Raw genomic sequence first — 20,216 nt, forward strand, 5'->3', positions numbered from 1 at the left:
TTTTTTAAGCGGACGAAAAAACCACCCTTCAGTTGAAAGGTGGTTTTGGGGGGTATTAGGGATGCGTTTGTAAGTAATGTAGGGCGTCTTGGAAGTTTTTCACCGGAACGACCTTCATGTTCGGCGCATACTTTTTCGCCGTTGCTTTAGCCAGTTGATAGTTCGTCTGGTGCTGTTCTTCGTACTTTAACAGGGCCTTGGTCGGCTTGACGTACGGTGCGAAAAACACGGTCGCCCCGGCGCGCTTAGCGGCAATGATCTTCTTATCAATTCCGCCAATCTCACCCACGTCACCGTTACTGTCCACGGTCCCCGTACCGGCAATTTTCTGGCCGTGGCGGAGGTTCTCATTGGTCAACTGCTGGTAGATCTGCAAGCTAAACATCAAACCACCCGACGGCCCTCCGATGTTTCCAGGATTGACCGTGACCTTGGTCTTGGGCACGACCTTGACGTTATCGGTCAATGTAATGCCAATCCCGGCCTTCTTGGTCGGTAAACTCATCAGCTTAGCCGTCGCCGTGCGCGTCTTACCGTTATGTTGGTATGTGATGGTTGCGCGACTCCCAATCTTCTGGTGTCGAATGTAGGTCTGATACCCCACCATATTGTTGAAGTGCCGCCCGTTCACCTTAGTCACGGTGTCCCCGACGTGTAAGTCCCGTTTAAACGGTGACTGGTCATCCACACTAACCACGTAAATTCCCAGATATTGCCGAGTCACCGGTTGCTTAGCCGCCCGGTAGGCCGTGTAGATCGACTCATTAATGGCACTCTGCATGTAGAAATCCTGCACCTTATCGTAAGTGGCGTTGCTGGTCCCACCCGTGACGTTGGCCGTGGACTCCACCGAATAATGGGGGTTGAGTTTCGCATACAGGTAACTGACTGGCCGGGCCTGAGCCACGGCAACGGAGGTAATCATGAATTTTCCGCTCCGCTTATCCGGATGACCGGGCATCTTCACGAAGGATTTTAAATTATCCGCCGACCCCGGTCCCTCAATGTACTCCGGCAAAGGCAACATAAAAAAGGCCAAAATAGCCAGCACCGCCACCAACATCCCCACAAACTGGGTTCGCTGTTCTCGCGTCGTTTGGCGTAACCGTCGTATCATTGTTCGTCACTTCCCAACCGTTTAACCAGAGCCCGCGCAACCGGTACCGGCACCAACGTGGTCAGGTTGCCGCCAAACTTGGCGACCTCTCGTAAGAGACTCGACGACACGAACTGGTACTGCGGATTGGCCATCAAGCACACCGTTTCAATGTGTGCATCCAAATGATGGTTCATCCCGGCGATGCCCTGCTCGTACTCAAAATCTACGCTATTACGGAGTCCCCGGACCAGTACGGTGGCGTGGCACTGCCGCATAAACGCTACCGTCAGTCCCGTCTCAACCCGCACCGTCACGTTGGGCAAATCCGGAATGCTCTGTTCGATAAAGGCGACCCGTTCGGCAGGTGTAAAAACACCCTGCTTAGCCGTATTTTGACCAACCGCGACGATTAATTGGTCGAATAAACGACTAGCCCGCGTGATTAAATCTAAGTGACCGTTGGTTAGGGGATCAAAGCTCCCCGGAAAAACCGCAATCGTCATCGTTAATCCCTTCCTACTGCATAAATGGTTAAGACTGTAATTCCATAGTTGCGTTGTTCCACAAACTCGAAACCGGGGACCGTTTCCGGCAATTGCGCGTTTTGGTCCGTTTCACAGATGATGCGCCCCGTAGCCGTTAATAGCTTTAGTTCCCGCAATTGCGTCATTTGTTGCACAATTTTTTGTTGCGCATACGGTGGGTCGAAAAACACCAGATCAAATTGCTCGCCGCGACCGGCAAGTTCCTGAACGGCCCGGTTAGCGTCGCGTTTTAAAATCTCAAACCGTTCCGGTGCCTTGGTGACCGCCACGTTGTCCTTGATGGTTTTAATGGCCGCATACTGGCGATCGATCAACACCGCCCGGTCAATTCCCCGGGAAACGGCCTCAATACTTAAACCGCCCGACCCGGCAAACAGGTCTAGGCTTTGGCCACCGTCGAAGTACGGCCCAATAATGTTAAACATGGCTTCTTTGACCTTATCCGTGGTAGGACGGGTCGCCATGCCGGGCACGGCCTTTAAGCGCCGTCCCCCAAAATCACCTGCAACAATTCTCATGCGTCATCATCCTTTGCTTCCGCGTCTTCTTCGGGATCCGTGACCCCGTTAAACGTCTCCTTAATCTTCGGTCGCATCGACGGCACAACGCGTTTCACAAACCGTAAATGCTGCAGTTTCTGAGTCAAATCATCAATCTCGGCCTGGTCCACGTACAGTACCACGTAACGCATCTTTTTCGAAACGTACATCACGGTACCATACCGTTTCAACTGCCGCGTTTGTTTGAGACTATAGGTGTACACGATTAAGCTCTGTCGCGGTTGAATTTCAAATGCCATGGGACTTCACCCCTTCTTAGGTTTAATGTGTCGCGCGGTAGTGTTTCTGCCGCGCACTGATATTTAAAACGACCCCCATAACTAGGGCCAACGTCCAGGTACTCGATCCCCCGTAACTAATGAAGGGAAACGTGACCCCGGTAATCGGTAAAAGGCCCAAGACCCCGCCGATGTTGAAGAACGTTTGCACCGTCAAATAGGTCGCTGCCCCGTAACAAACCAGGGCATAATAGGTCGAATTGCTGCGGACGCCCACCAGCACGATCCGCGTGATCATCAAAAAGAGTAACGCGATGACGCCTAACGCCACCAGTAGCCCGAGTTCTTCGGCAAGGATCGCCATGATGAAATCGGTATTGGGTTCCGGCAAGTAACCCGTTTTTTGGATACTGTTACCCCAGCCCACGCCAAAGATTCCCCCGTTACTCAGCGCATAGTAGGAATTGACCAATTGCTGGCCCACACCCTGGGAATGCACAAACGGGTTTTTAAACGCCACCATCCGTTGCAGCTGGTAGGACCCCTGGGCCATCCTAGTTTCCGCTAGTTTGACCAATAACGGAATAATAATCACCACGATACCGAGCAATCCCGCACTCATGATGCCAGTCGCCCATTTCCAATTAAAGCCACTGGCGAAGAGCAGAACCATGACGATACTGGCGTTAATGGCCGCACCCCCGAGATCGGGTTGGATAAAAATCAAACCAATGATCAAAAGACTGGTTACGATGGGCTGCCACATGGTCGTCCACCAGCCCTCGGTTACCAGCTCATCTTGCCGGTTGGTAATCGTATTAGCCATCCAAATGATCAAATAAAACTTCACAAATTCGGCTGGTTGAATGCTGATCGGACCAAAGTGAAACCACCCCGCGGCTCCGTTAACGGTCTTGCCCACGACCAAGAGGGCGACTAACGAGCCAAGCGCCAGATAACTCAGCCAGCGCAACAAGGTTGGGTGACGTAATTTTTCTAAGTTCATCGCCAACATAAACCCGACAATAATCAGCCCCATAATGACATACAAGGACTGCTTGACCAAGTAGCTGGTCGGACTCCCCCCGTTTTGGTTGCCAATGTCGGCACTGGCCGAATACACCATGACGATTCCCAACAAGCTTAGCACCAGATAAGGGACCACTAACCAATAATCTAAATATTTTAATCTTCGCATACGTTCGTTCGCCCCAAGCCCACCGGTCAAAACCGGCCTTCGAATGTGTTCGCGTCGTTCTGATCAACTGCCAATTGACCGATCTCGCAACCATGAGGTTCGTTCACTCACGGTGAGACGGCAAGCTAAACTAGCACGCCGCGTAATGTTTACATTATACCAAACTCGAATTTAATTGTATCACAGATGTTGCCGTGAATCGCCGGCTCAACCCGTTTTAACATTTCTTAATTCTCCTGATTGTCTACCTGTCACCCCCTCTAAGGAGAAGTCGACTAACGACCTCTTCGAACAGCCTAAGTTCACGTTTCCCTCAGTACCACCCGAATTTTAGCTCAAAAAAACCGGAAGGCGTCACGGTCTCCCGCTCAGCCTTCCGGTAAAGTTATTTAAAGTGTTTAATTACTTGTTGTTCCCGTGACGCAACTTCTTAGCTGCCTTTTCACGTTCGCTGGTGTTTAAGATTTGCTTCCGCAAACGAACGTGTTCTGGGGTGATTTCACAAAATTCGTCTTCGTTGATGAATTCTAGTGATTCTTCCAAAGACATGACTAATGGCGTCTTCACCTTAGCAATATCTTCAGACCCAGCGGCCCGGACGTTGGTTTGGTTCCGACCACGCGTGATGTTCACGGAGATGTCGTTTTCACGACTGTTTTGACCAATGATCATCCCTTCATAGACTTCCGTCCCGGCAGGCGTAAAGATAATCCCCCGGTCCTGAACAGCCATGATGGCGTAGGTCGTCACCTTACCAGAGTTGATGGAAACCAAGGTCCCGTTACGACGACCTGGGTTCCAGTTCTTAATCACTGGCATGTACTTGGAGAACGTGTGGTTCATGATCCCGTAACCACGAGTCATGGACAGGAAGTCCGTGGAGTACCCAATTAACCCACGAGTTGGGGCTAAGAAGGTCAAACGGGTTTGCCCGTTCCCAACGGCTTCCATGTTCTTCATTTCACCCTTCCGCTTGGACAGGGAATCAATGATGGCCCCAGTGTATTCATCAGGGGTATCGATTTGTACGGATTCGAAGGGTTCGCAACGCGTGTTGTCAACTACCTTGTAGATAACTTCTGGACGAGAAGCTTGTAATTCGTAGCCTTCACGCCGCATGGTTTCAATCAAGATGGACAAATGCAATTCACCACGACCGGAAACGACCCAGGCACCTGGGTTATCCGTGTCGTCAACCCGTAAGGAAACGTCGGTATGCAGTTCACGCTTCAAACGTTCTTCGATTTGACGAGAAGTGACAAACTTCCCTTCGCGACCAGCAAATGGCGAGTCGTTCGTCCGGAAAGTCATCTTCAGGGTTGGTTCGTCGATCCGTAACAGTGGGAGTGGCTCCAAGTGGTTCGGGTCCACAACGGTTTCCCCAACGTTAATTTCTTCCATCCCGGAAACGGCAATCAAGTCACCAGCCTTGGCTTCGTTGATTTCCAAACGCTTCAAACCGAAGTACCCAAATAACTTGGTGACCCGGAAGTTTTGCTTGGAACCATCGAGCTTCATCACCGTAACGTTATCGCCGACCTTGATCTTGCCCCGGAAAATCCGGCCAATTCCGACCCGGCCAACGAAATCGTTGTAGTCCAACATGGCCACTTGGAATTGTAAAGGTTCGTCTTCGTTATCGATTGGCGCTGGAATGTGCTTAACAATCGTATCGAAGATCGGTTGCATGGTGTGTTCTTGGGTGTCCAAGTCAGGATCGTAGCTGGACGTCCCGTTCATGGCCGAAGCATAAACAACGGGGAAGTCCAATTGGTCTTCGTCGGCACCTAATTCAATGAAGAGGTCCAAAACTTCGTCAACCACTTCGGATGGACGAGCGCCCGGACGGTCAACCTTGTTGATGACCACGATAGGGGTCAAGTGTTGATCCAAGGCCTTCTTCAAAACGAAACGGGTTTGAGGCATCGTTCCTTCGTAGGCATCGACAACTAACAAAACGCCGTCAACCATGCGCATGATCCGTTCCACTTCACCACCAAAGTCGGCGTGTCCTGGGGTGTCCAAAATGTTAATTTGCTTGTCGCCGTAACGAACCGCAGTGTTCTTGGACAGGATCGTAATTCCCCGTTCCCGTTCAATTGCGTTCGAGTCCAGTGCCCGGTCCTCAATGGACGCATGGGAGTCCAACGTATCGGACTGTTTCAGCATTTCGTTAACTAAGGTCGTTTTCCCGTGGTCAACGTGGGCAATGATGGCAATGTTACGGATATCATCTCTGGTTTTCAAGTGTATTTCTTCCTTTCGTGCTTGTTGAATTAGATGGTTCTTGGCGAACATGGTTAGTACGCCTTATTGTAGCGTCAATGACCGGCAAAGTCCATCCATACCGGCCGGTCGCATAAAAAAACTGTGACTGGGTCACAGTGAGACGTCATCTTCTTCAATTTGGAGAATATCACGTTGCGCTTGTTTCGTCGCTACTAGTACAAGGTTAGATGATAGCATATCGAGCGGTTGCCCGTCAATAGTTGAGGTTCGAACCCCCAGCGTATTTAACAGGACTTGTCCCGCCGCAAAATCCCACGGCTTCAGGTAGGAGATGTACCCGAGCGTCTTACCTAACATAATATTAATCATTTCGATACCCGCACTTCCGTAGACACGCATCCCAGCACTGGCATGCACAATGGCCTGCGTGTGGGCAATATCCTTAATGACTAAGGGAGAACTCATCCCAATCAGACCGTCCGCTAACGCCAAGTCCGCCGGAGCACTGAGCGGCTGTTGGTTCGCCCAGACACCGCCCAACTGCGGGCCCCCGCGGTATAGGACGTCGTTCATCACGTCGTAGATAAACCCGAGTTGCCCCACGCCGTCCTGGTAAATGCCGATCATCATGGCAAAATTATCCCGTTGTTTAACGAAGTTCATGGTGCCGTCGATCGGGTCAACGATCCATAGACGGCCCTTGACGGACGTGACCTGGTCGCCAAACCCCTCTTCGCCTAGTACCTGGGCTTGGGGATCTAGTTGCCGGATCGCGTGAATCAGGAATTGCTCGTTACCCTTATCCACGTTAGTGACGAGATCCTTACGTCCCGTTTTTTCGTCCACGGTCAAGGTCTGATGCATCTTTGCGATAACTTGACGCCGGGCTTCTTTTAAAAGGGCCTCGACGTCGCGACTTAGTTGTTGCCAATCCGTTGCCATTAGTTCTGCGTTCCTTTCATGTTGACCCGTCCCGTTCCCAATTGCCGCGCGAGCTTCACGGTTCGGTAGATGCTATACCCAGAAGCCGTCTGAAACTCCCGGTCCAATTGCTTTTCTTCAAATTTTTGCGGCACCACCGTTTGAAAGTCCCGGTAAGCCGCTAAAATCACGGCGGCGTCGATTCCTTGAGCTTGCTCGTAAGCGGCTTCAACCGCTTGATACAACTGGGTCACCTTTAAAATATCGGCCGTTGACCAGTCCGGATACAACGGATAGTCATAATTCTTGGATTGTGCCATTTATTTTCCCTCCGTTTGTGCGCCCTCAACCTGGGCAATTTCGTCTTGAATGGCGGCTAAGGTTGCCGCGTAGGTTTGCTGCTCATCTTCCGATAAAGCCAGGTTAGGCAACGGTTTCCAGCCATTAGCCGTCACCAGTACCGGGGTCGCCGCCGCATAGGTTGGCGTTGCCGGTTGGGGATGGGCGACCGGGACAATCAGGGGTTGATTGGTCAAAACGGCCCGTAAAATTCGGATCAATACCATTAACCGTAAGGTCGTCTGTGAAGCCGTCGCTTCTCGTTGGAGCCAGGTGCCCATCTTACCTAAATCGTCGGCGTTAAACTTTGCATCGGCCGTCGCTAGATACATCAAAATGGGCGTTGGCCCCACGTAGGTCCGGCTCCACGCCGGAATCGGTTCGACCGCACGTCCCACCACCGTGGTTTGAATGGCCCCCGGTCCCACACCCAGGCGCTCTGCCAGCCGACAGGTCAATAACCGCGTCATGGGATAGGTCCCCAGGCCCCAGATTTGCCCCGGCGCCGCTCCTGAATATTTCCAGGCAAAGTAGGTCAACAATTCGTCGTACTGACCGGCAAAGATCATTTGCCCCTGAAAGCCGTTCTCTAGGCAGCGGCTCATCAACCGCCGTAAGTTAGCCACCCGTTCGGGCAACGTCACATCGGCGGTCGACCGATCGAGCACTACCAGCCAAGCCGCCTGACCGTAATCCGTATTGGTTCCCACCCGAATAGAGAGTTGGGCACACAACGCACTGGCCACGACCAGGGTCTGATACTGGGGCGTATCGGTCGTGTGTTCGGGTAAGACCACACAATCCACCGGCAAATCAGCAATTAATAATTGTTGAAGAAGCTGACGGGTTTGGGTCAGTTCCCCCTGAATGAGTAGTGTTGGCTTCATTAAACCCCTCCACTTTTCTCTGAATTATCGTCATAGTCCCATTATAAGTGATGCCGCCGGGATAGCAAGCCACAGCCTGCCACTCGCCAATTTTTCAGCGCACCAAAAAAAGAAGCAACGAGTCGTGGCTCGTCGCTTCTTTTTGGGTTTAAGCTAACTTCAAATCGATTTACAGATGAGTTGGGAAGCCCAACGCAATGTCACCCGCTTCTTGAATTGGTTCGTTCAAAGTTGGGTGTGGGTGAATCGTCAAGGCAACGTCTTCGACGTTCATGCCACCGTTAACGATCAATGATAATTCACCGGCCATAGTGCTAGCTTCAGGACCGACCACTTGGGCCCCCACGATGTTCTTGTTATCGTCGTCCGTGTAGACGAAGCGAACAAAGCCATCGGGTTCGTCCAGTGAAACCGCCCGGGCATTCCCAGCAAATGGGAATTTCGCGGTCTTCACGGCAATGTTCTTGTCCTTAGCTTCGGCAGCCGTGTAACCCACCGTTGCTAATTCTGGGTCCGCAAAGCAGACCGCTGGAACACTCACGTAATCATTGGCAACCTTCTTGCCGGCAATGGCACCAGCCGCCGTTTTGGCTTCGTAGAAGGCCTTGTGGGCCAGTGCTGGACCAGCCACAATGTCCCCAACCGCAAAGATGTGTTCGGAGGCCGTCCGACCTTGGTTATCTACCTTGACCAAACCGTGATCGTCCAACTCAACCTTGGTGTATTCCAAGCCTAAGTTGTCCGTGTTCGCCCGCCGACCAACGGTGACCATGCAGTAGTCCGCCTTGATCGTGGTTTCCTTACCGTCCACCGCGTAGGTGACCGCCACACCATTATCGTCTTGAGAAGAACTCTTGGCCATGGCGTTAGTAATCACGTCCACACCCTTCTTCTTCAACTTCTTCAGGACAACTGAAACCATATCTTTTTCGAAGTTAGGCAGAATGGACTTCGTTCCTTCAATGATCGTCACGTGAGACCCTAAGCTAGCGTAAGCACCAGCTAATTCGGTCCCCACGTAACCCCCACCAATCACGACGAATTCCTTAGGAATTTCTGGTAAGTTCAACCCACCGGTGGAGTCGATGACCCGGCCTTCAAACTTAAAGCCAGGAATTTCAATTGGGTGACTTCCGGAAGCGATAATCAAGTTATCAAATTCGAAAGTCCGGCCCGTATCCGTCGACATAAATTGCTTTTCACCAGTTGGCATAATCCGCAATTGCGTATCGCTTAAGAAGACGGCTTCACCGTTCACGACGTCAACGTGATGCTTTTTAAGCAACATGTTGACCCCACCGGTCATCCGGTCAACCACTTTGTGTTGTTTCCAGTCTTGGGTCTTCTTAAAATCAATCGTTGCGGGTTGGGTGGTAATTCCGTAAGGGTCGCCATGGTTGGCCGCCTCTAAGCGGTGACCAGCTTGGATTAAGGCCTTGGAAGGAACACAGCCAACGTTCAAACATACCCCACCAACGGTATCAGCTTTTTCGACCAGTGTAACCTTTTGGCCTAATTCTGAAGCCCGAATCGCAGCGACGTAGCCGCCGGGGCCGGCACCAATGATGACGGTATCCTTTTTTTCAACATCTGCCATATTTCGATCATCCTTCCATTAACAGCATTTCTGGATCATGCAGCAATGCTTTCATTTCGTTCAAAATGTTTTGAGCTAAGGCACCATCGATTAAACGGTGATCGTAACTCAAGGAAAGTTTCAGCATCCGACCAACCACGATGTCGCCATCATCGTTGACGTATGGTGCCTTTTCAATCCGGCCAACCCCTAAGATAGCCACTTCAGGTTGGTTGATGACTGGCGTGAACCAACCACCACCGATGGAGCCCACGTTACTGATGGTAATGGAACCACCGGCCATGGAAGCTGGTGACAACTTGTTGTCGTAAGCGGCCTGCGTGTTTTCGGTAATTTCCTTGGCAATTTGGAACATGCCCTTAGAATCCGCCGCTTTCACGTTTGGCACGTACAAGCCGTGATCCGTGTTCGTGGCGATCCCGATGTTGTAGTAGTGCTTGTAGACGATTTCTTGAGTCGTGTCGTCGATTGACGCGTTGATTTCAGGGAAGTCCTTCATCACAGCAACCAAAGCCTTCACAATGTAAGGTAAGAAGGTCAAGTGAATGTCGCGATCAGCGGCAGCTTGCTTGTACTTCTTCCGGTTAGCCATTAACTTAGAAACTTCAACTTCGTCAAACGAGGTAACGTGTGGCGAAATGTCCTTGGAAGTCCGCATGCTCTTAGCAATGATCTTCCGCATTGGTGACATTGGTTCACGCGTCTCCAGGTCAGGACGATCAGCTTGCCAAGGCTTGATGGCACCACCAGCAGCACTCTTGGTGGCAGCTGGAGCGGCCGCAGCGGCTGGAGCGGCAGCTTTAGCTGGCGCAGCGGCACCGTTGAAGTTATCGATATCGGCCTTTAAGACTTGACCATGGTTCCCGGTTGGGGTGACCAAGGTAATGTCCACGTCCTTGTCACGGGCGTATTGCCGCACGGATGGCATTGCCATCACTAACTTGTTCGGATCAGAAGCCGCCGGAACACCGGTAGCCGCGGCAGGTGCAGGTGCGGCCGCGTCGGTAGCTGGCGCAGCTTCTTCGGCCGGTGCAGCTTCTTCCTTGGCGTCGCCACCCTTGCCTAAGTCGGCAGGTGTGTCTGAACCGTCATCAATCACAATCAGGGGATCGCCAATTTCAACGGTGTCACCTTCTTGCGCAACAATTTGGGAAACGGTACCATTTACGGGCGATGGCAATTCCGAAACCGACTTATCGTTTTGGATTTCGACTAACGTATCGTCTTCCTTAACTTGGTCGCCTTCTTTAACTAGCCATGAAGAAATTTCGCCTTCGGCCATCCCTTCACCAAGCTCCGGGAGTTTGAACGTATAAGCCATGGGAAAACTTCCTTTCTTTCATCATAATGTAGGATGTCACCCACATCGTATTTTTGTTTTGAGTTTAATTTAAAATTAGTAGTTGAAAATGTCGCGAGCCTTAGCTTCGATGTCATCCGCGTTCGGAATCCAGTCGTTTTCAGCTTGGGCAAATGGGTAAACGCTATCTGGGGCCGCAACCCGGCCGATTGGCGCATCCAAGGACATAATCTTTTCTTCGGCAATGTCGGAAGCGACTTGCGCCCCAACCCCGGCCATCTTTTGGGCTTCTTGCACAACAACGACCTTGTGGGTCTTGTCAATGGAAGCAAAGATGGTGTCGGTGTCGATTGGAGATAAGGACCGTAAATCAATGACTTCAGCATCGATGTTGTCCTTAGCCAAAGCATCGGCGGCCTTCAAGGATTCGTTGACTTCGGCACTGTAAGCCACGATGGTAATATCTTTACCTTCGCGAACGACCTTAGCGGAATCCAACGGTACCGTGTACTTGTCATCCGGCACTTCATCCTTCATGGACCGGTAGAGTTTCAGGTTTTCCATGAAAAGAACTGGATCGTCGCTTTCAACCGCAGAAATTACCATTCCTTTGGCATCGTAAGGGTTAGCTGGCGTTACGACCCGCAGACCTGGGGTGCTAACAAAGTAGTTTTCCAGGTTATCCGCGTGCATTTCGGCGGTATGAGTCCCCCCACCGAATGGGGTCCGAATCGTCACTGGGAAGTTTTTAGTCCCACCGAAGCGGTAGTGATCCCGGGCTAATTGGCCCACAATTCCGTCCATGGCTTCGAACGTGAAGCCCATAAATTGAATTTCGGGAATTGGCCGCCAGCCGGTTAAGGCTAACCCAATGGCTAATCCTAAAATCCCAGATTCAGCTAATGGCGTATCGAAGACCCGGTCTTCGCCGTACTTGTCTTGCAAGCCGACAGTCGTCCGGAACACACCACCGTTTTTCCCAACATCTTCACCGAAGATCAGAGTCTTTGGATCATCGTTTAAGACTTGATCTAGTCCAGAAGTGATCGCTTTAATGTACGTCATTTTAGCCATGATTACTTCGACTCCTTTGCTTCAAATTCTGCAATTTGCTTCTTCACACTTGGAGTAGGAACGTTGTAAGTCCACTTCAGGAAGTCGGAAACCTTTTGAGCTGGAGCTGCTTCGGCTTCCTTCATGGCATTCTTGAAGTCGTCCTTATATTGTTCAACCAACTTGTCTTCTTGATCTTGTGACCAAAGCTTCTTGTCGGTTAAGACCTTGCGCATCCGAATTAATGGATCGGCGTCGAACCATGGCTTTTCTTCTTCCTTGGTCCGGTAACGCGAAGGATCATCACCCGCAGACGAGTGAGCACCGAACCGGTAAGTTAACGTTTCGATGACCACTGGCCCGTTGCCGGCAGCGGCGTATTCCCGTGCCAACTTAGAGACTTCGTGGACGGCCACGATGTCCATCCCGTCAACTTGAACGGAAGGAACACCCATGGCAACGGCCTTTTGTGCTAAGGTTTCCGCAGCGGTTTGCTTGTACCGTGGAACGGAAATTGCCCAGCCATTGTTTTGAACGAAGAACACTGCTGGTGCTTGGAAGGCGCTGGTGAAGTTAACCCCTTCATACCAGTCACCCTGTGACGTCCCACCATCACCAGTGTAGACAAAGGCCACGCGGTCCTTATCTTTATTCTTCTTAATCCCTAAGGCAACGCCCGCCGTTTCAACGTACTGGGCGCCGATGATAATCTGTGGAAACAGCATGTTCTTGTTTTCATGGATGTTTCCTTCAACGTGACCCTTGGACCATAAGAAACCTTTTGCAACAGTTGTGCCGTGTTGAATCATTTGTGGTAAATCACGGTAAGCAGGTGCTAAGAAATCTTGTTCCTTAAAGGCAGTCACACTACCCATTTCACTTGCTTCCTCACCGGCAGTTGGCGCGTAGAAACCCAGACGGCCTTGACGCGAGAAGTTCATCGTTTGTTCGTGCAGTGTGCGCTCCCAAACCATCTTCTTCATGAAGTCAACCAGTTGATCATCTGAATATTTTGCTAAGATGTCGGGATTGACAACCTTCCCTTCCCGGTCAATGACTTGAACCGGGTGCTTGTAAGGATCGGCCATCGTAGCTTTGATCTTGGCAAAGTCTACAATCTGTTTGCTTCCATTAGCCATAAGTAACACTTTCCTTTCACTTGATATGAAATTGTTAACTAAAGGTGAGTCAACGTTGCGTTTCCTGACTACGTTTATAAAGTAACATCTTTTCATAAAGGTTGCAAGCCCTTTCATTAGGATAAATTCGGCAATTATAGCTAATCCCTTATGAAACCTATGATTTCTGAATTCAGGCTTTTTTTGGAAACGGAAACCGTTTTCTTTTCATTTCATTTTATTGACCAATTATGCTAAAATGAATGGTAACTATGATTAATTCTCGGAGGTAATGTCCTTGTTCTTAATGAAAGATATTGTCCGCGACGGCGACCCGGTTTTACGCCAAGAAGCTGCCGACGTGACCTTTCCGTTGTCTGCAGAAGACCAACAACTTGCAAAAGACTTAATGGAATACTTAGTCGTTTCCCAGGATCCAGAACAGTGTAAGAAGTACGGCTTACGGGCAGGAGTGGGTTTAGCAGCTCCCCAAGTAGGCGTTTCCAAGAAAATGGCTTCCGTGCTGGTCCCCGCTCCCGAGGAGGGCGGCAAGTCCCCGTTCACCGACGTCATCATTAATCCCGTCATCGTCTCTGAATCCGTTCAGAACGGTGCGTTAACCGAGGGTGAAGGGTGCCTTTCCGTCGATAAAGACGTTCCTGGCTTCGTTCCCCGCCACGACCGGATTACTTTGCGATACTACGATGTCACGGGTGAAAAGCACCAGGTGCGTTTAAAGAATTACCCAGCCATCGTCTGTCAACACGAAATCGATCATTTACACGGCATCTTGTTCTATGACCACATCGACCAAGACCAGCCATTTGGCCGGGATGAAGATATGGTCATGATCGACTAAGTATTTTATTTCACCAATCAAAAAGGACACATCCAATCTTAAAATTGGGTGTGTCCTTTACTTTTTCTTCCATTATATAGACGATCTTGTGTATCATTGAACAGCTGGATCGTTCAATTTTTTTAAATCTTTGAGGTATTCCACGGTTGACTCATTCATTAAGTACGCAACATCTAAGTGCAGGCGATCTTCATACACCCAAATATCGCTGACAACGAAGGCCGACCCGGCAATGATGGCTTTAACTTGATGATCGGTACTAAATCCCGCCAGTGCTTCATTGAGAGCCCGTTCTAATTGAGGAACTTGGTGCTCGGTCGCTAGCCCCACCGCTAACGTGTACTCGAAGGCCATGACCCCCCGTCCCCACACGTCCGCCACCGTTTCGGAAGGACTGAGCTGACTTTCCGCAGTCGTTAACACCTTATCATTTACTAGGCGCTGAACTGCGGCGGTCACCGCCACGTCCGTTTCTGCTTGAGCCGACCGGCGAACGATCCGTGTGGCCCGTTGAACGACCGTGCGGTGAATGAACACGTACACTCCCCAGGCAATCAAAATGCCAATGATAATTTCAATTCCTAAAGCCATCTCAGTCCCTCCGTTCAGGTTTTCCTACAATTATCATAGCATGAATTGCCGTCTAGGGGTAATTCTATACAATTTGCCGAAACTATGCTAAAATTGTGCTAATTGTTGTGTAAGCAACCCGCAGTTCGGAAAGATCAAAAAAACTGGTTTGACGCTCTACTATGGTCAAATCAAATCTACTATAGAAAAGGAGTCTTGTTAGTGATTTACAAAGTTTATTACCAAGAAGACATGAAACGGAATCCTAAGCGCGAGGATACCCACGCACTTTATCTCGAAGCCCCCACAGAAGTTGAAGCTCGGGCTTTGGTTGAAGCGCACACGGACCATAATATTGAGTTCATTGAAGCCATTGAGGGTGACACCCTGGCTTATGAACAAAAGGATCCAAATTACAAATTAACGGAGTTCACTGAATGAACAAGTTAAACGTCAAAAATAACGAAACTGCTATCTTTGGCGTGGGTGGATTAGGTGAAATTGGGAAAAACACTTACGGTATTCAATTTCAGGATGAAATCATTCTGATTGATGCCGGGATTAAATTTCCTGAGGACGAATTATTAGGGATCGACTACGTCATTCCTGATTATCAATACCTCGTTGAAAACCAATCCAAGATCAAAGCGCTAGTGATCACCCACGGCCACGAAGACCACATTGGCGGTATTCCTTATTTGCTACAAGCTCTTAATGTTCCGGTTTACGCGGGTCCTTTGGCGTTGGCCTTAATTAAGAACAAACTCGAAGAACACGGATTACTTAAATCAACTGAACTACACACAATTGACGATGATACGGTGCTTAAGTTCCGCAAGATGAGCGTGTCGTTCTTCCGAACCACCCACTCCATTCCCGATACGTTAGGGATTGCGGTTCATACCCCCGTCGGGACCATCGTCGAAACTGGGGACTATAAGTTCGACTTAACACCGGTTACCAACCAGCCGCCTGATCTTCAAAAGATGGCGAAGTTAGGTGCGGATGGTGTTCTGTGCTTAATGTCCGACAGTACCAACGCCGAACGGCCCATCTGGACGAAATCGGAAAAATGGGTCGGTAAGTCAATTCGCCGGATTTTTGATCAAGTTCAGGGCCGGGTGATTTTTGCCACCTTCGCCTCGAACATCTCGCGAATTGAAACGGCTTGTGAAACCGCGCTAGCTCACGGTCGTAAGATTGCGGTCTTCGGCCGATCCATGGAAGCCGCGATTGTCAACGGCCGGGAATTAGGCTACCTCAACATTCCCGATGATGCTTTGGTTGACGCCAACGCTATTCGTTCCCTACCGGCGGACAAGGTGATGATTCTTTGTACCGGTTCGCAAGGAGAACCCATGGCGGCCCTTTCTCGGATTGCCAACGGCACTCACCGACAGATCTCCATTCAGCCGGGCGATACGGTGGTCTTCTCTAGTAACCCAATCCCTGGGAACACGATTTCCGTCAACCGGGTCATCAACGAATTGGAAGAAGCCGGCGCAACCGTCATTCACGGAAAAGTTAACAACATTCACACCTCCGGTCACGGTGGTCAAGAAGAACAGAAGCTGATGCTCCGGCTAATGCAACCGAAATTCTTCATGCCAATTCATGGGGAATACCGGATGTTAAAGATCCACACCGAGTTAGCCGAACAATGTGGTGTTCCGTTAGACCATAGCTTTATCCTACAAAACGGGGACGTTTTGGCCCTGACTAAGGATTCTGCCCGGGTGGCTGGGCACTTCGCCGCCGGGGACGTCTACATCGACGGTTCCGGGATTGGCGATATTGGGAACGTGGTCTTGCGTGATCGCCAATTGCTTTCTGAAGAAGGCTTAGTGGTCGTCGTGGCCACCATCGACCTCAAGAACCAAGAAATCAAGGCTGGTCCGGACCTCCTTTCACGTGGATTTGTCTACATGCGTGAATCCGGTGAACTGCTCAACGAAGGTCGCCGGCGCGTCTTTCAGACCATCCGGCGTGCCATGCGGAACCCTAAGGCAACCGAAGCCTCGATTCGTAACGCCGTCATCGATGATTTGCAAAACTTCTTATTTGAGAAGACGGAACGTCACCCGATGATTTTACCCATGTTTATTATGACGAAATAACGACTTTACACGGAAGACCGGGACACTTGTCTCGGTCTTTTTTGCTGAGATTCGTCCCTAATTCTTACATCCCGTCAAAGTTCTTACGGAATGACTAGGCACGTGAAAAAAAGTTCGTTATAATAAGAGAGAAAAAAATTGAGAGGAGCAGTATGGTGAGTGTCCAGTACTATATTATCTTAAACGAGCATGCGGGGAGTGGTCGCGCCGGTACCCTGTGGCCCCAAATCAAAGAACGCTTGGATGCCGCTCAGATCACCTACCAAGTGGCCGTTTCCGAGTATGCGAATCACGCTATCCTCTTAAGCGAACAGTTTGCGAAGCACCTTCCTGATACCGGTTCCAATGATTGGGTCGTGCTTGCCGTGGGTGGGGATGGGACCCTCCACGAAGTGATCAACGGGCTGACCCATGAGCACCGTCAGCATCTAATTCCCGTTGCCTATTTACCCGTAGGCTCGGGTAACGACTTTGCCCGTGGTGCGGGTATGGCGCGCGAGTGGCCCCAAGCGCTCGATCAAATCATTCACTGCACCCACGTGACCCGCTACGACGTGGGCAATTATAACGAAACCATTAAGCAAGAACGGGGCGTATTCACCAATAACTTAGGCATTGGCTTCGACGCCAGTATCATTGCCCAAGCAAACCAATCTAAGGCTAAGGTGTGGCTGAATAAACACCACCTAGGTTCCCTATCGTATCTGGCCTCCGCCCTTAGTGTTTACTACAATCAATCCGGGTTTACGCTCACCGTGCACGTCAATAACCAACGTGATATTTATCCGAACGCTTTTCTGGTGACGACCACCAATCACCCCTACTTCGGCGGTGGTGTCGGAATTGTCCCGAACGCCACGTTGACGGATCATCAGCTCCACTTGGTAGTGATTGAAAAGCCCAACTTCTTTAAGTTGCTTTGGCTAGCCTTACGTCTCGTATTTAAGCGTCATTTAACGTCTAAGGCCGTTCATTACTATGCCGCCACTAACCTCCACCTCACCGTACCGGCTATCGAATACGGCCAACTAGACGGTGAAGAAATGGGCGGACGATTCTTTGATGTCTACGTTGGCTTACAGGAGTATCCCTTCTGGATCGACGTCACCCTCTAACGCTAACTTAAGCTCAACCAAAAAATCCGCACCTCATTTAAGAGGTGCGGATTTTTTGAATTGGCTGACCTGCCAATCCGGTTTTAGTTTAGTCTTCAGAAGCAGCCATGGCTTCTAGAATCATATCAAGCTGAGCGCACTTATTGGTCAGGTACGTCATTTCTTCGCCGTACCGGGGCTCGATTTTAACCGTTTCTGTGCCTGAGTGAATCCCAACAGCTTCCCTTTCCTTTAACGTCGCTAATTGCGTATTAGCTTGGCGGTACTCTGCCAAGATCTCCATCCGATTACTCATAACCTTCAACAACTCCTTTTCCACCAGATATTAAATATTCAATCGTCGTAAAATGACTACTGGAGAATAATACCACGCGTTTTCGGATTTGTTAACGATTATCTTAAAAAAATTCGGCACTCCGACAAAAATGGTCAAAAAATTAACCTAAATGGCCTTGACCTCACCCGATTGATGGCTAGCTGTCGTTACTTAACCGTTCCCGCAAAGGACGGCATAAAGTACTTACTGATTTGCTGAACTGACACGTTTTGTCCGGGTTGTGGTGCCGCCACAAATTGATTGTTTCCTAAGTAAATGGCATCATGATACGTTGATCCGTGACCACCCCAGAACAGGATGTCACCAGGCTTGGCTGAGCCCACGGAGTGCGTCGACACCATGCCTTCTTGAGCCGTTGTACTATGGGGCAGGCTAACGCCCATCGCGTGCTGATAAACGTACGCCACCAGACCAGAACAATCCATCCCACTCAGTGAAGAGCCGCCCCAAACGTAGGGGATATTGGCCGAAGCTAACTTCAAAGCCAGTCCCGTCACGGAACCACTGGTCAGACCGGCGGTATTCTTTTTGGTGGTGGCACTCGAACTACTCGTACTGGTCGTTGCCGCCGCAGCGGCCTTCTTGGTCGACTTCGGTTGAGTAGTGGCCGTTGACTGAGAACTAGCGGCCGTCGACTGACTCGTTGTCGCCTCGGTTGCTTGACTGGTAGCCGTTGCAGTGGAACTGCTACTACTAGTGACCGTCGCACTGTACGTCGTCGCCGTTGTGGCTTTAGGCGTCTTAGGCGTCTTAACTTTCGGCTTTGCCGTCGTCACCGTTTTCGCCTTAGACGTTGCGGTTGCAGTCACGGCCGATTGATCGGTTGCTTGACTCGCCGTAGAACTGGTTGTTTGACTCGTCTTTGGCGTGTTCGTTGCCTTTTGAGGGGTCACAACCTTTGGCGTCGAACGAGACGCGCGCTTAACGGTCTGCGCCCGACTAGTCGGCGTCGTCACCGTTGCCGCTGATGATTGGCCCGCTGGGGTGACCGCAGAACTAGTTTTGGTTTGTGGTGCGCTCGTAGTAGCCGCAGTAGTCGAAGACTGGGTGGTTGACCGCGTGGTTGGTGCCACACTGGTTTGACGTTGCGTTGATGCCACCGACGAAGACGTTGCCGTATCTTGGGACGCCGTTGTGGTAGCGGATCTAGTATGCGTGGCCGAGCTAGTCGTCTTGGCGGACGGCGTTACCCGCGACGTTGCCGTATGCTGAGCCTGAGAAACCGCCGTCGAACTCGTTCGTTGGGTCGCCTCGGAGGTGGCCGCAACGGTTGATGAACTTTGAGCACTAGCCGTAGACGATTGACTGGTTACAGCCGGCGTACTACTTTGCCGTTGCTGTTGTTGACTAGCCGCTGCTTGTTGTTGCGCTAAAATCTGGGCCTGAAAGGCGTTGGCCTTTTGGGTGATCTGTTGACTAGTAGACGGTGTCGTAGCGGCCACTGTCGGATTGGTCGTGGTGGCTGTCGTTGATTGTTGTTGGGCTTGAGGGATCACCAACTTTTGTCCGACACTCAGCATGTCCCCCGTTAAATGATTGGTCTTCTGCAACTGCGCCACCGTGGTGTGATAATGCTGAGCTAAGTCCCACAGGGTGTCGCCAGATTTAACTGTATAGTTGATTTGCGAATTAGTCGTTTTAACTTGTAACCGTTGCCCGACAAAAATTAAATCGGTGTTCGTATCTAATGAATTTTGCTCTTCTAGGGTTTGAATCGAGACGCCATACTTCTGGGAAAGTCCCCAAACCGTATCGCCGGATTGAACCTGAATACTATTTGCGCTAGCCGTCATTTGTGCGCCGGCGGCTAAGGCCCCGAGAGCGCCGACAACGCCAACTGCAACTTTCGTTTTTCGCTGCTCTGTACTCATTTCCACACACACGTCCTTTATTCCTCAATTTTTTGCTGATGCATTCCCCCACGAAATCTTTGCCAAAATTCCGCTTGGTCCCGTTGGTTCATAATGAATACGAATTACAAATCCATCTTACCACACGTTTTGCGTGTTTCTTGTGAATTATTAAGAAAACATTAACGAATTTTTATCCCAGAACGAATGTTCTACTAAAACGATTACATTTAGATGACTAGCATTGAAAGCTAACTATACTAGTCATTTAGTGGCTAGTAAAAGGGAACTAACGTTCATTTCG

20 protein-coding genes are annotated in these 20,216 nt (G+C 50.3%); 4 read left to right on the forward strand and 16 right to left on the reverse strand.

All coding sequences use genetic code 11. The features are described from left to right. Positions 1-55: 55 nt before the first annotated feature. The 13 genes from FD25_RS10565 to pdhA form a co-directional block, all read right to left on the reverse strand. On the reverse strand, positions 56-1,063 hold the full coding sequence (locus FD25_RS10565; protein WP_371862391.1) for a SepM family pheromone-processing serine protease: 1,008 nt from the start codon (positions 1,061-1,063) through the stop codon (positions 56-58). A 50-nt stretch (positions 1,064-1,113) separates the two neighbouring features. After that, complete coding sequence (gene coaD, locus FD25_RS10570) at positions 1,114-1,602, reverse strand: pantetheine-phosphate adenylyltransferase (RefSeq protein WP_057804026.1); 489 nt, start codon at positions 1,600-1,602, stop codon at positions 1,114-1,116. A 2-nt stretch (positions 1,603-1,604) separates the two neighbouring features. Then, complete coding sequence (gene rsmD / locus FD25_RS10575) at positions 1,605-2,162, reverse strand: 16S rRNA (guanine(966)-N(2))-methyltransferase RsmD (protein WP_057804028.1); 558 nt, start codon at positions 2,160-2,162, stop codon at positions 1,605-1,607. Further along, positions 2,159-2,443, reverse strand: a complete 285-nt coding sequence (locus tag FD25_RS10580) for a YlbG family protein (RefSeq protein WP_057804030.1) — start codon at positions 2,441-2,443, stop codon at positions 2,159-2,161. Before FD25_RS10580 ends, rsmD begins: the two co-directional genes overlap by 4 nt. 22 nt (positions 2,444-2,465) lie before the next feature. After that, positions 2,466-3,620: an FtsW/RodA/SpoVE family cell cycle protein gene (locus FD25_RS10585; RefSeq protein ID WP_057804031.1), complete on the reverse strand. Its 1,155-nt coding sequence runs from the start codon at positions 3,618-3,620 to the stop codon at positions 2,466-2,468. A 402-nt stretch (positions 3,621-4,022) separates the two neighbouring features. Continuing rightward, positions 4,023-5,867: a translational GTPase TypA gene (gene typA, locus FD25_RS10590; protein WP_057804033.1), complete on the reverse strand. Its 1,845-nt coding sequence runs from the start codon at positions 5,865-5,867 to the stop codon at positions 4,023-4,025. Positions 5,868-5,999: 132 nt separating this feature from the next. Then, positions 6,000-6,791 carry an inositol monophosphatase family protein gene (locus FD25_RS10595; protein ID WP_057804036.1) on the reverse strand — a complete coding sequence of 264 codons (792 nt, stop codon included), beginning with the start codon at positions 6,789-6,791 and terminating at the stop codon, positions 6,000-6,002. Further along, complete coding sequence (locus tag FD25_RS10600; RefSeq protein ID WP_057804039.1) at positions 6,791-7,090, reverse strand: UPF0223 family protein; 300 nt, start codon at positions 7,088-7,090, stop codon at positions 6,791-6,793. The genes FD25_RS10595 and FD25_RS10600 overlap by 1 nt, the downstream gene beginning before the upstream one ends. Next, on the reverse strand, positions 7,091-7,996 hold the full coding sequence (locus FD25_RS10605; protein WP_057804041.1) for a Rossmann-fold NAD(P)-binding domain-containing protein: 906 nt from the start codon (positions 7,994-7,996) through the stop codon (positions 7,091-7,093). It abuts the gene before it with no gap. A 169-nt stretch (positions 7,997-8,165) separates the two neighbouring features. Beyond that, complete coding sequence (gene lpdA / locus FD25_RS10610) at positions 8,166-9,593, reverse strand: dihydrolipoyl dehydrogenase (protein ID WP_057804043.1); 1,428 nt, start codon at positions 9,591-9,593, stop codon at positions 8,166-8,168. A 7-nt stretch (positions 9,594-9,600) separates the two neighbouring features. Continuing rightward, on the reverse strand, positions 9,601-10,914 hold the full coding sequence (locus FD25_RS10615; RefSeq protein WP_057804045.1) for a 2-oxo acid dehydrogenase subunit E2: 1,314 nt from the start codon (positions 10,912-10,914) through the stop codon (positions 9,601-9,603). 75 nt (positions 10,915-10,989) lie between these two features. After that, on the reverse strand, positions 10,990-11,967 hold the full coding sequence (locus FD25_RS10620) for an alpha-ketoacid dehydrogenase subunit beta (protein ID WP_057804047.1): 978 nt from the start codon (positions 11,965-11,967) through the stop codon (positions 10,990-10,992). A 2-nt stretch (positions 11,968-11,969) separates the two neighbouring features. Continuing rightward, positions 11,970-13,085 (reverse strand): pyruvate dehydrogenase (acetyl-transferring) E1 component subunit alpha, encoded by a 1,116-nt coding sequence (pdhA, locus tag FD25_RS10625; protein ID WP_057804049.1) that lies wholly within the window; start codon positions 13,083-13,085, stop codon positions 11,970-11,972. Between the two features lie 277 nt (positions 13,086-13,362). Here pdhA and def point away from each other — a divergent pair, with 277 nt between their 5' ends. Then, positions 13,363-13,923 (forward strand): peptide deformylase, encoded by a 561-nt coding sequence (def, locus tag FD25_RS10630; RefSeq protein WP_057804051.1) that lies wholly within the window; start codon positions 13,363-13,365, stop codon positions 13,921-13,923. Positions 13,924-14,016: 93 nt separating this feature from the next. On the opposite strand, the gene FD25_RS10635 is transcribed toward def, so the two are convergent. Beyond that, positions 14,017-14,514, reverse strand: coding sequence for a hypothetical protein (locus tag FD25_RS10635; RefSeq protein ID WP_057804052.1), 498 nt, complete (start codon positions 14,512-14,514; stop codon positions 14,017-14,019). Positions 14,515-14,715: 201 nt separating this feature from the next. Between FD25_RS10635 and FD25_RS10640 the strand changes: the two genes are divergently transcribed. The 3 genes from FD25_RS10640 (at position 14,716) to FD25_RS10650 (ending at position 17,725) form a co-directional block, all read left to right on the forward strand. Then, positions 14,716-14,934: a DNA-directed RNA polymerase subunit epsilon gene (locus FD25_RS10640; RefSeq protein ID WP_057804054.1), complete on the forward strand. Its 219-nt coding sequence runs from the start codon at positions 14,716-14,718 to the stop codon at positions 14,932-14,934. Further along, on the forward strand, positions 14,931-16,610 hold the full coding sequence (gene rnjA, locus FD25_RS10645) for a ribonuclease J1 (RefSeq protein WP_057804056.1): 1,680 nt from the start codon (positions 14,931-14,933) through the stop codon (positions 16,608-16,610). Before FD25_RS10640 ends, rnjA begins: the two co-directional genes overlap by 4 nt. Positions 16,611-16,762: 152 nt before the next feature. Then, on the forward strand, positions 16,763-17,725 hold the full coding sequence (locus FD25_RS10650; protein WP_225428510.1) for a diacylglycerol/lipid kinase family protein: 963 nt from the start codon (positions 16,763-16,765) through the stop codon (positions 17,723-17,725). Positions 17,726-17,813: 88 nt separating this feature from the next. Here FD25_RS10650 and FD25_RS10655 read toward each other — a convergent pair whose 3' ends face one another. Then, a complete protein-coding gene (locus tag FD25_RS10655) occupies positions 17,814-18,020 on the reverse strand; it encodes a hypothetical protein (protein WP_057804058.1) in 207 nt (68 codons plus the stop codon). Positions 18,021-18,208: 188 nt separating this feature from the next. Further along, positions 18,209-19,933 (reverse strand): LysM peptidoglycan-binding domain-containing protein, encoded by a 1,725-nt coding sequence (locus FD25_RS10660; RefSeq protein WP_057804061.1) that lies wholly within the window; start codon positions 19,931-19,933, stop codon positions 18,209-18,211. Positions 19,934-20,216: the final 283 nt, after the last annotated feature.

The organism is Levilactobacillus acidifarinae DSM 19394 = JCM 15949 (assembly GCF_001434835.1).
Classification (GTDB): Bacteria; Bacillota; Bacilli; order Lactobacillales; family Lactobacillaceae; genus Levilactobacillus; species Levilactobacillus acidifarinae.

Bases quoted from the DNA above. Each gene is read 5' to 3' on its own strand.
- FD25_RS10600 (WP_057804039.1), bottom strand. From the start codon at position 7,090: ATGGCACAATCCAAGAATTATGACTATCCGTTGTATCCGGACTGGTCA.
- coaD (WP_057804026.1), bottom strand. From the start codon at position 1,602: ATGACGATTGCGGTTTTTCCGGGGAGCTTTGATCCCCTAACCAACGGT.
- FD25_RS10655 (WP_057804058.1), bottom strand. From the start codon at position 18,020: ATGAGTAATCGGATGGAGATCTTGGCAGAGTACCGCCAAGCTAATACG.
- rnjA (WP_057804056.1), top strand. From the start codon at position 14,931: ATGAACAAGTTAAACGTCAAAAATAACGAAACTGCTATCTTTGGCGTG.
- rsmD (WP_057804028.1), bottom strand. From the start codon at position 2,162: ATGAGAATTGTTGCAGGTGATTTTGGGGGACGGCGCTTAAAGGCCGTG.
- lpdA (WP_057804043.1), bottom strand. From the start codon at position 9,593: ATGGCAGATGTTGAAAAAAAGGATACCGTCATCATTGGTGCCGGCCCC.
- pdhA (WP_057804049.1), bottom strand. From the start codon at position 13,085: ATGGCTAATGGAAGCAAACAGATTGTAGACTTTGCCAAGATCAAAGCT.
- FD25_RS10580 (WP_057804030.1), bottom strand. From the start codon at position 2,443: ATGGCATTTGAAATTCAACCGCGACAGAGCTTAATCGTGTACACCTAT.
- FD25_RS10635 (WP_057804052.1), bottom strand. From the start codon at position 14,514: ATGGCTTTAGGAATTGAAATTATCATTGGCATTTTGATTGCCTGGGGA.
- FD25_RS10565 (WP_371862391.1), bottom strand. From the start codon at position 1,063: ATGTTGGTGGCGGTGCTGGCTATTTTGGCCTTTTTTATGTTGCCTTTG.
- FD25_RS10650 (WP_225428510.1), top strand. From the start codon at position 16,763: ATGGTGAGTGTCCAGTACTATATTATCTTAAACGAGCATGCGGGGAGT.
- FD25_RS10595 (WP_057804036.1), bottom strand. From the start codon at position 6,791: ATGGCAACGGATTGGCAACAACTAAGTCGCGACGTCGAGGCCCTTTTA.
- FD25_RS10615 (WP_057804045.1), bottom strand. From the start codon at position 10,914: ATGGCTTATACGTTCAAACTCCCGGAGCTTGGTGAAGGGATGGCCGAA.
- FD25_RS10605 (WP_057804041.1), bottom strand. From the start codon at position 7,996: ATGAAGCCAACACTACTCATTCAGGGGGAACTGACCCAAACCCGTCAG.
- FD25_RS10585 (WP_057804031.1), bottom strand. From the start codon at position 3,620: ATGCGAAGATTAAAATATTTAGATTATTGGTTAGTGGTCCCTTATCTG.
- FD25_RS10620 (WP_057804047.1), bottom strand. From the start codon at position 11,967: ATGGCTAAAATGACGTACATTAAAGCGATCACTTCTGGACTAGATCAA.
- FD25_RS10660 (WP_057804061.1), bottom strand. From the start codon at position 19,933: ATGAGTACAGAGCAGCGAAAAACGAAAGTTGCAGTTGGCGTTGTCGGC.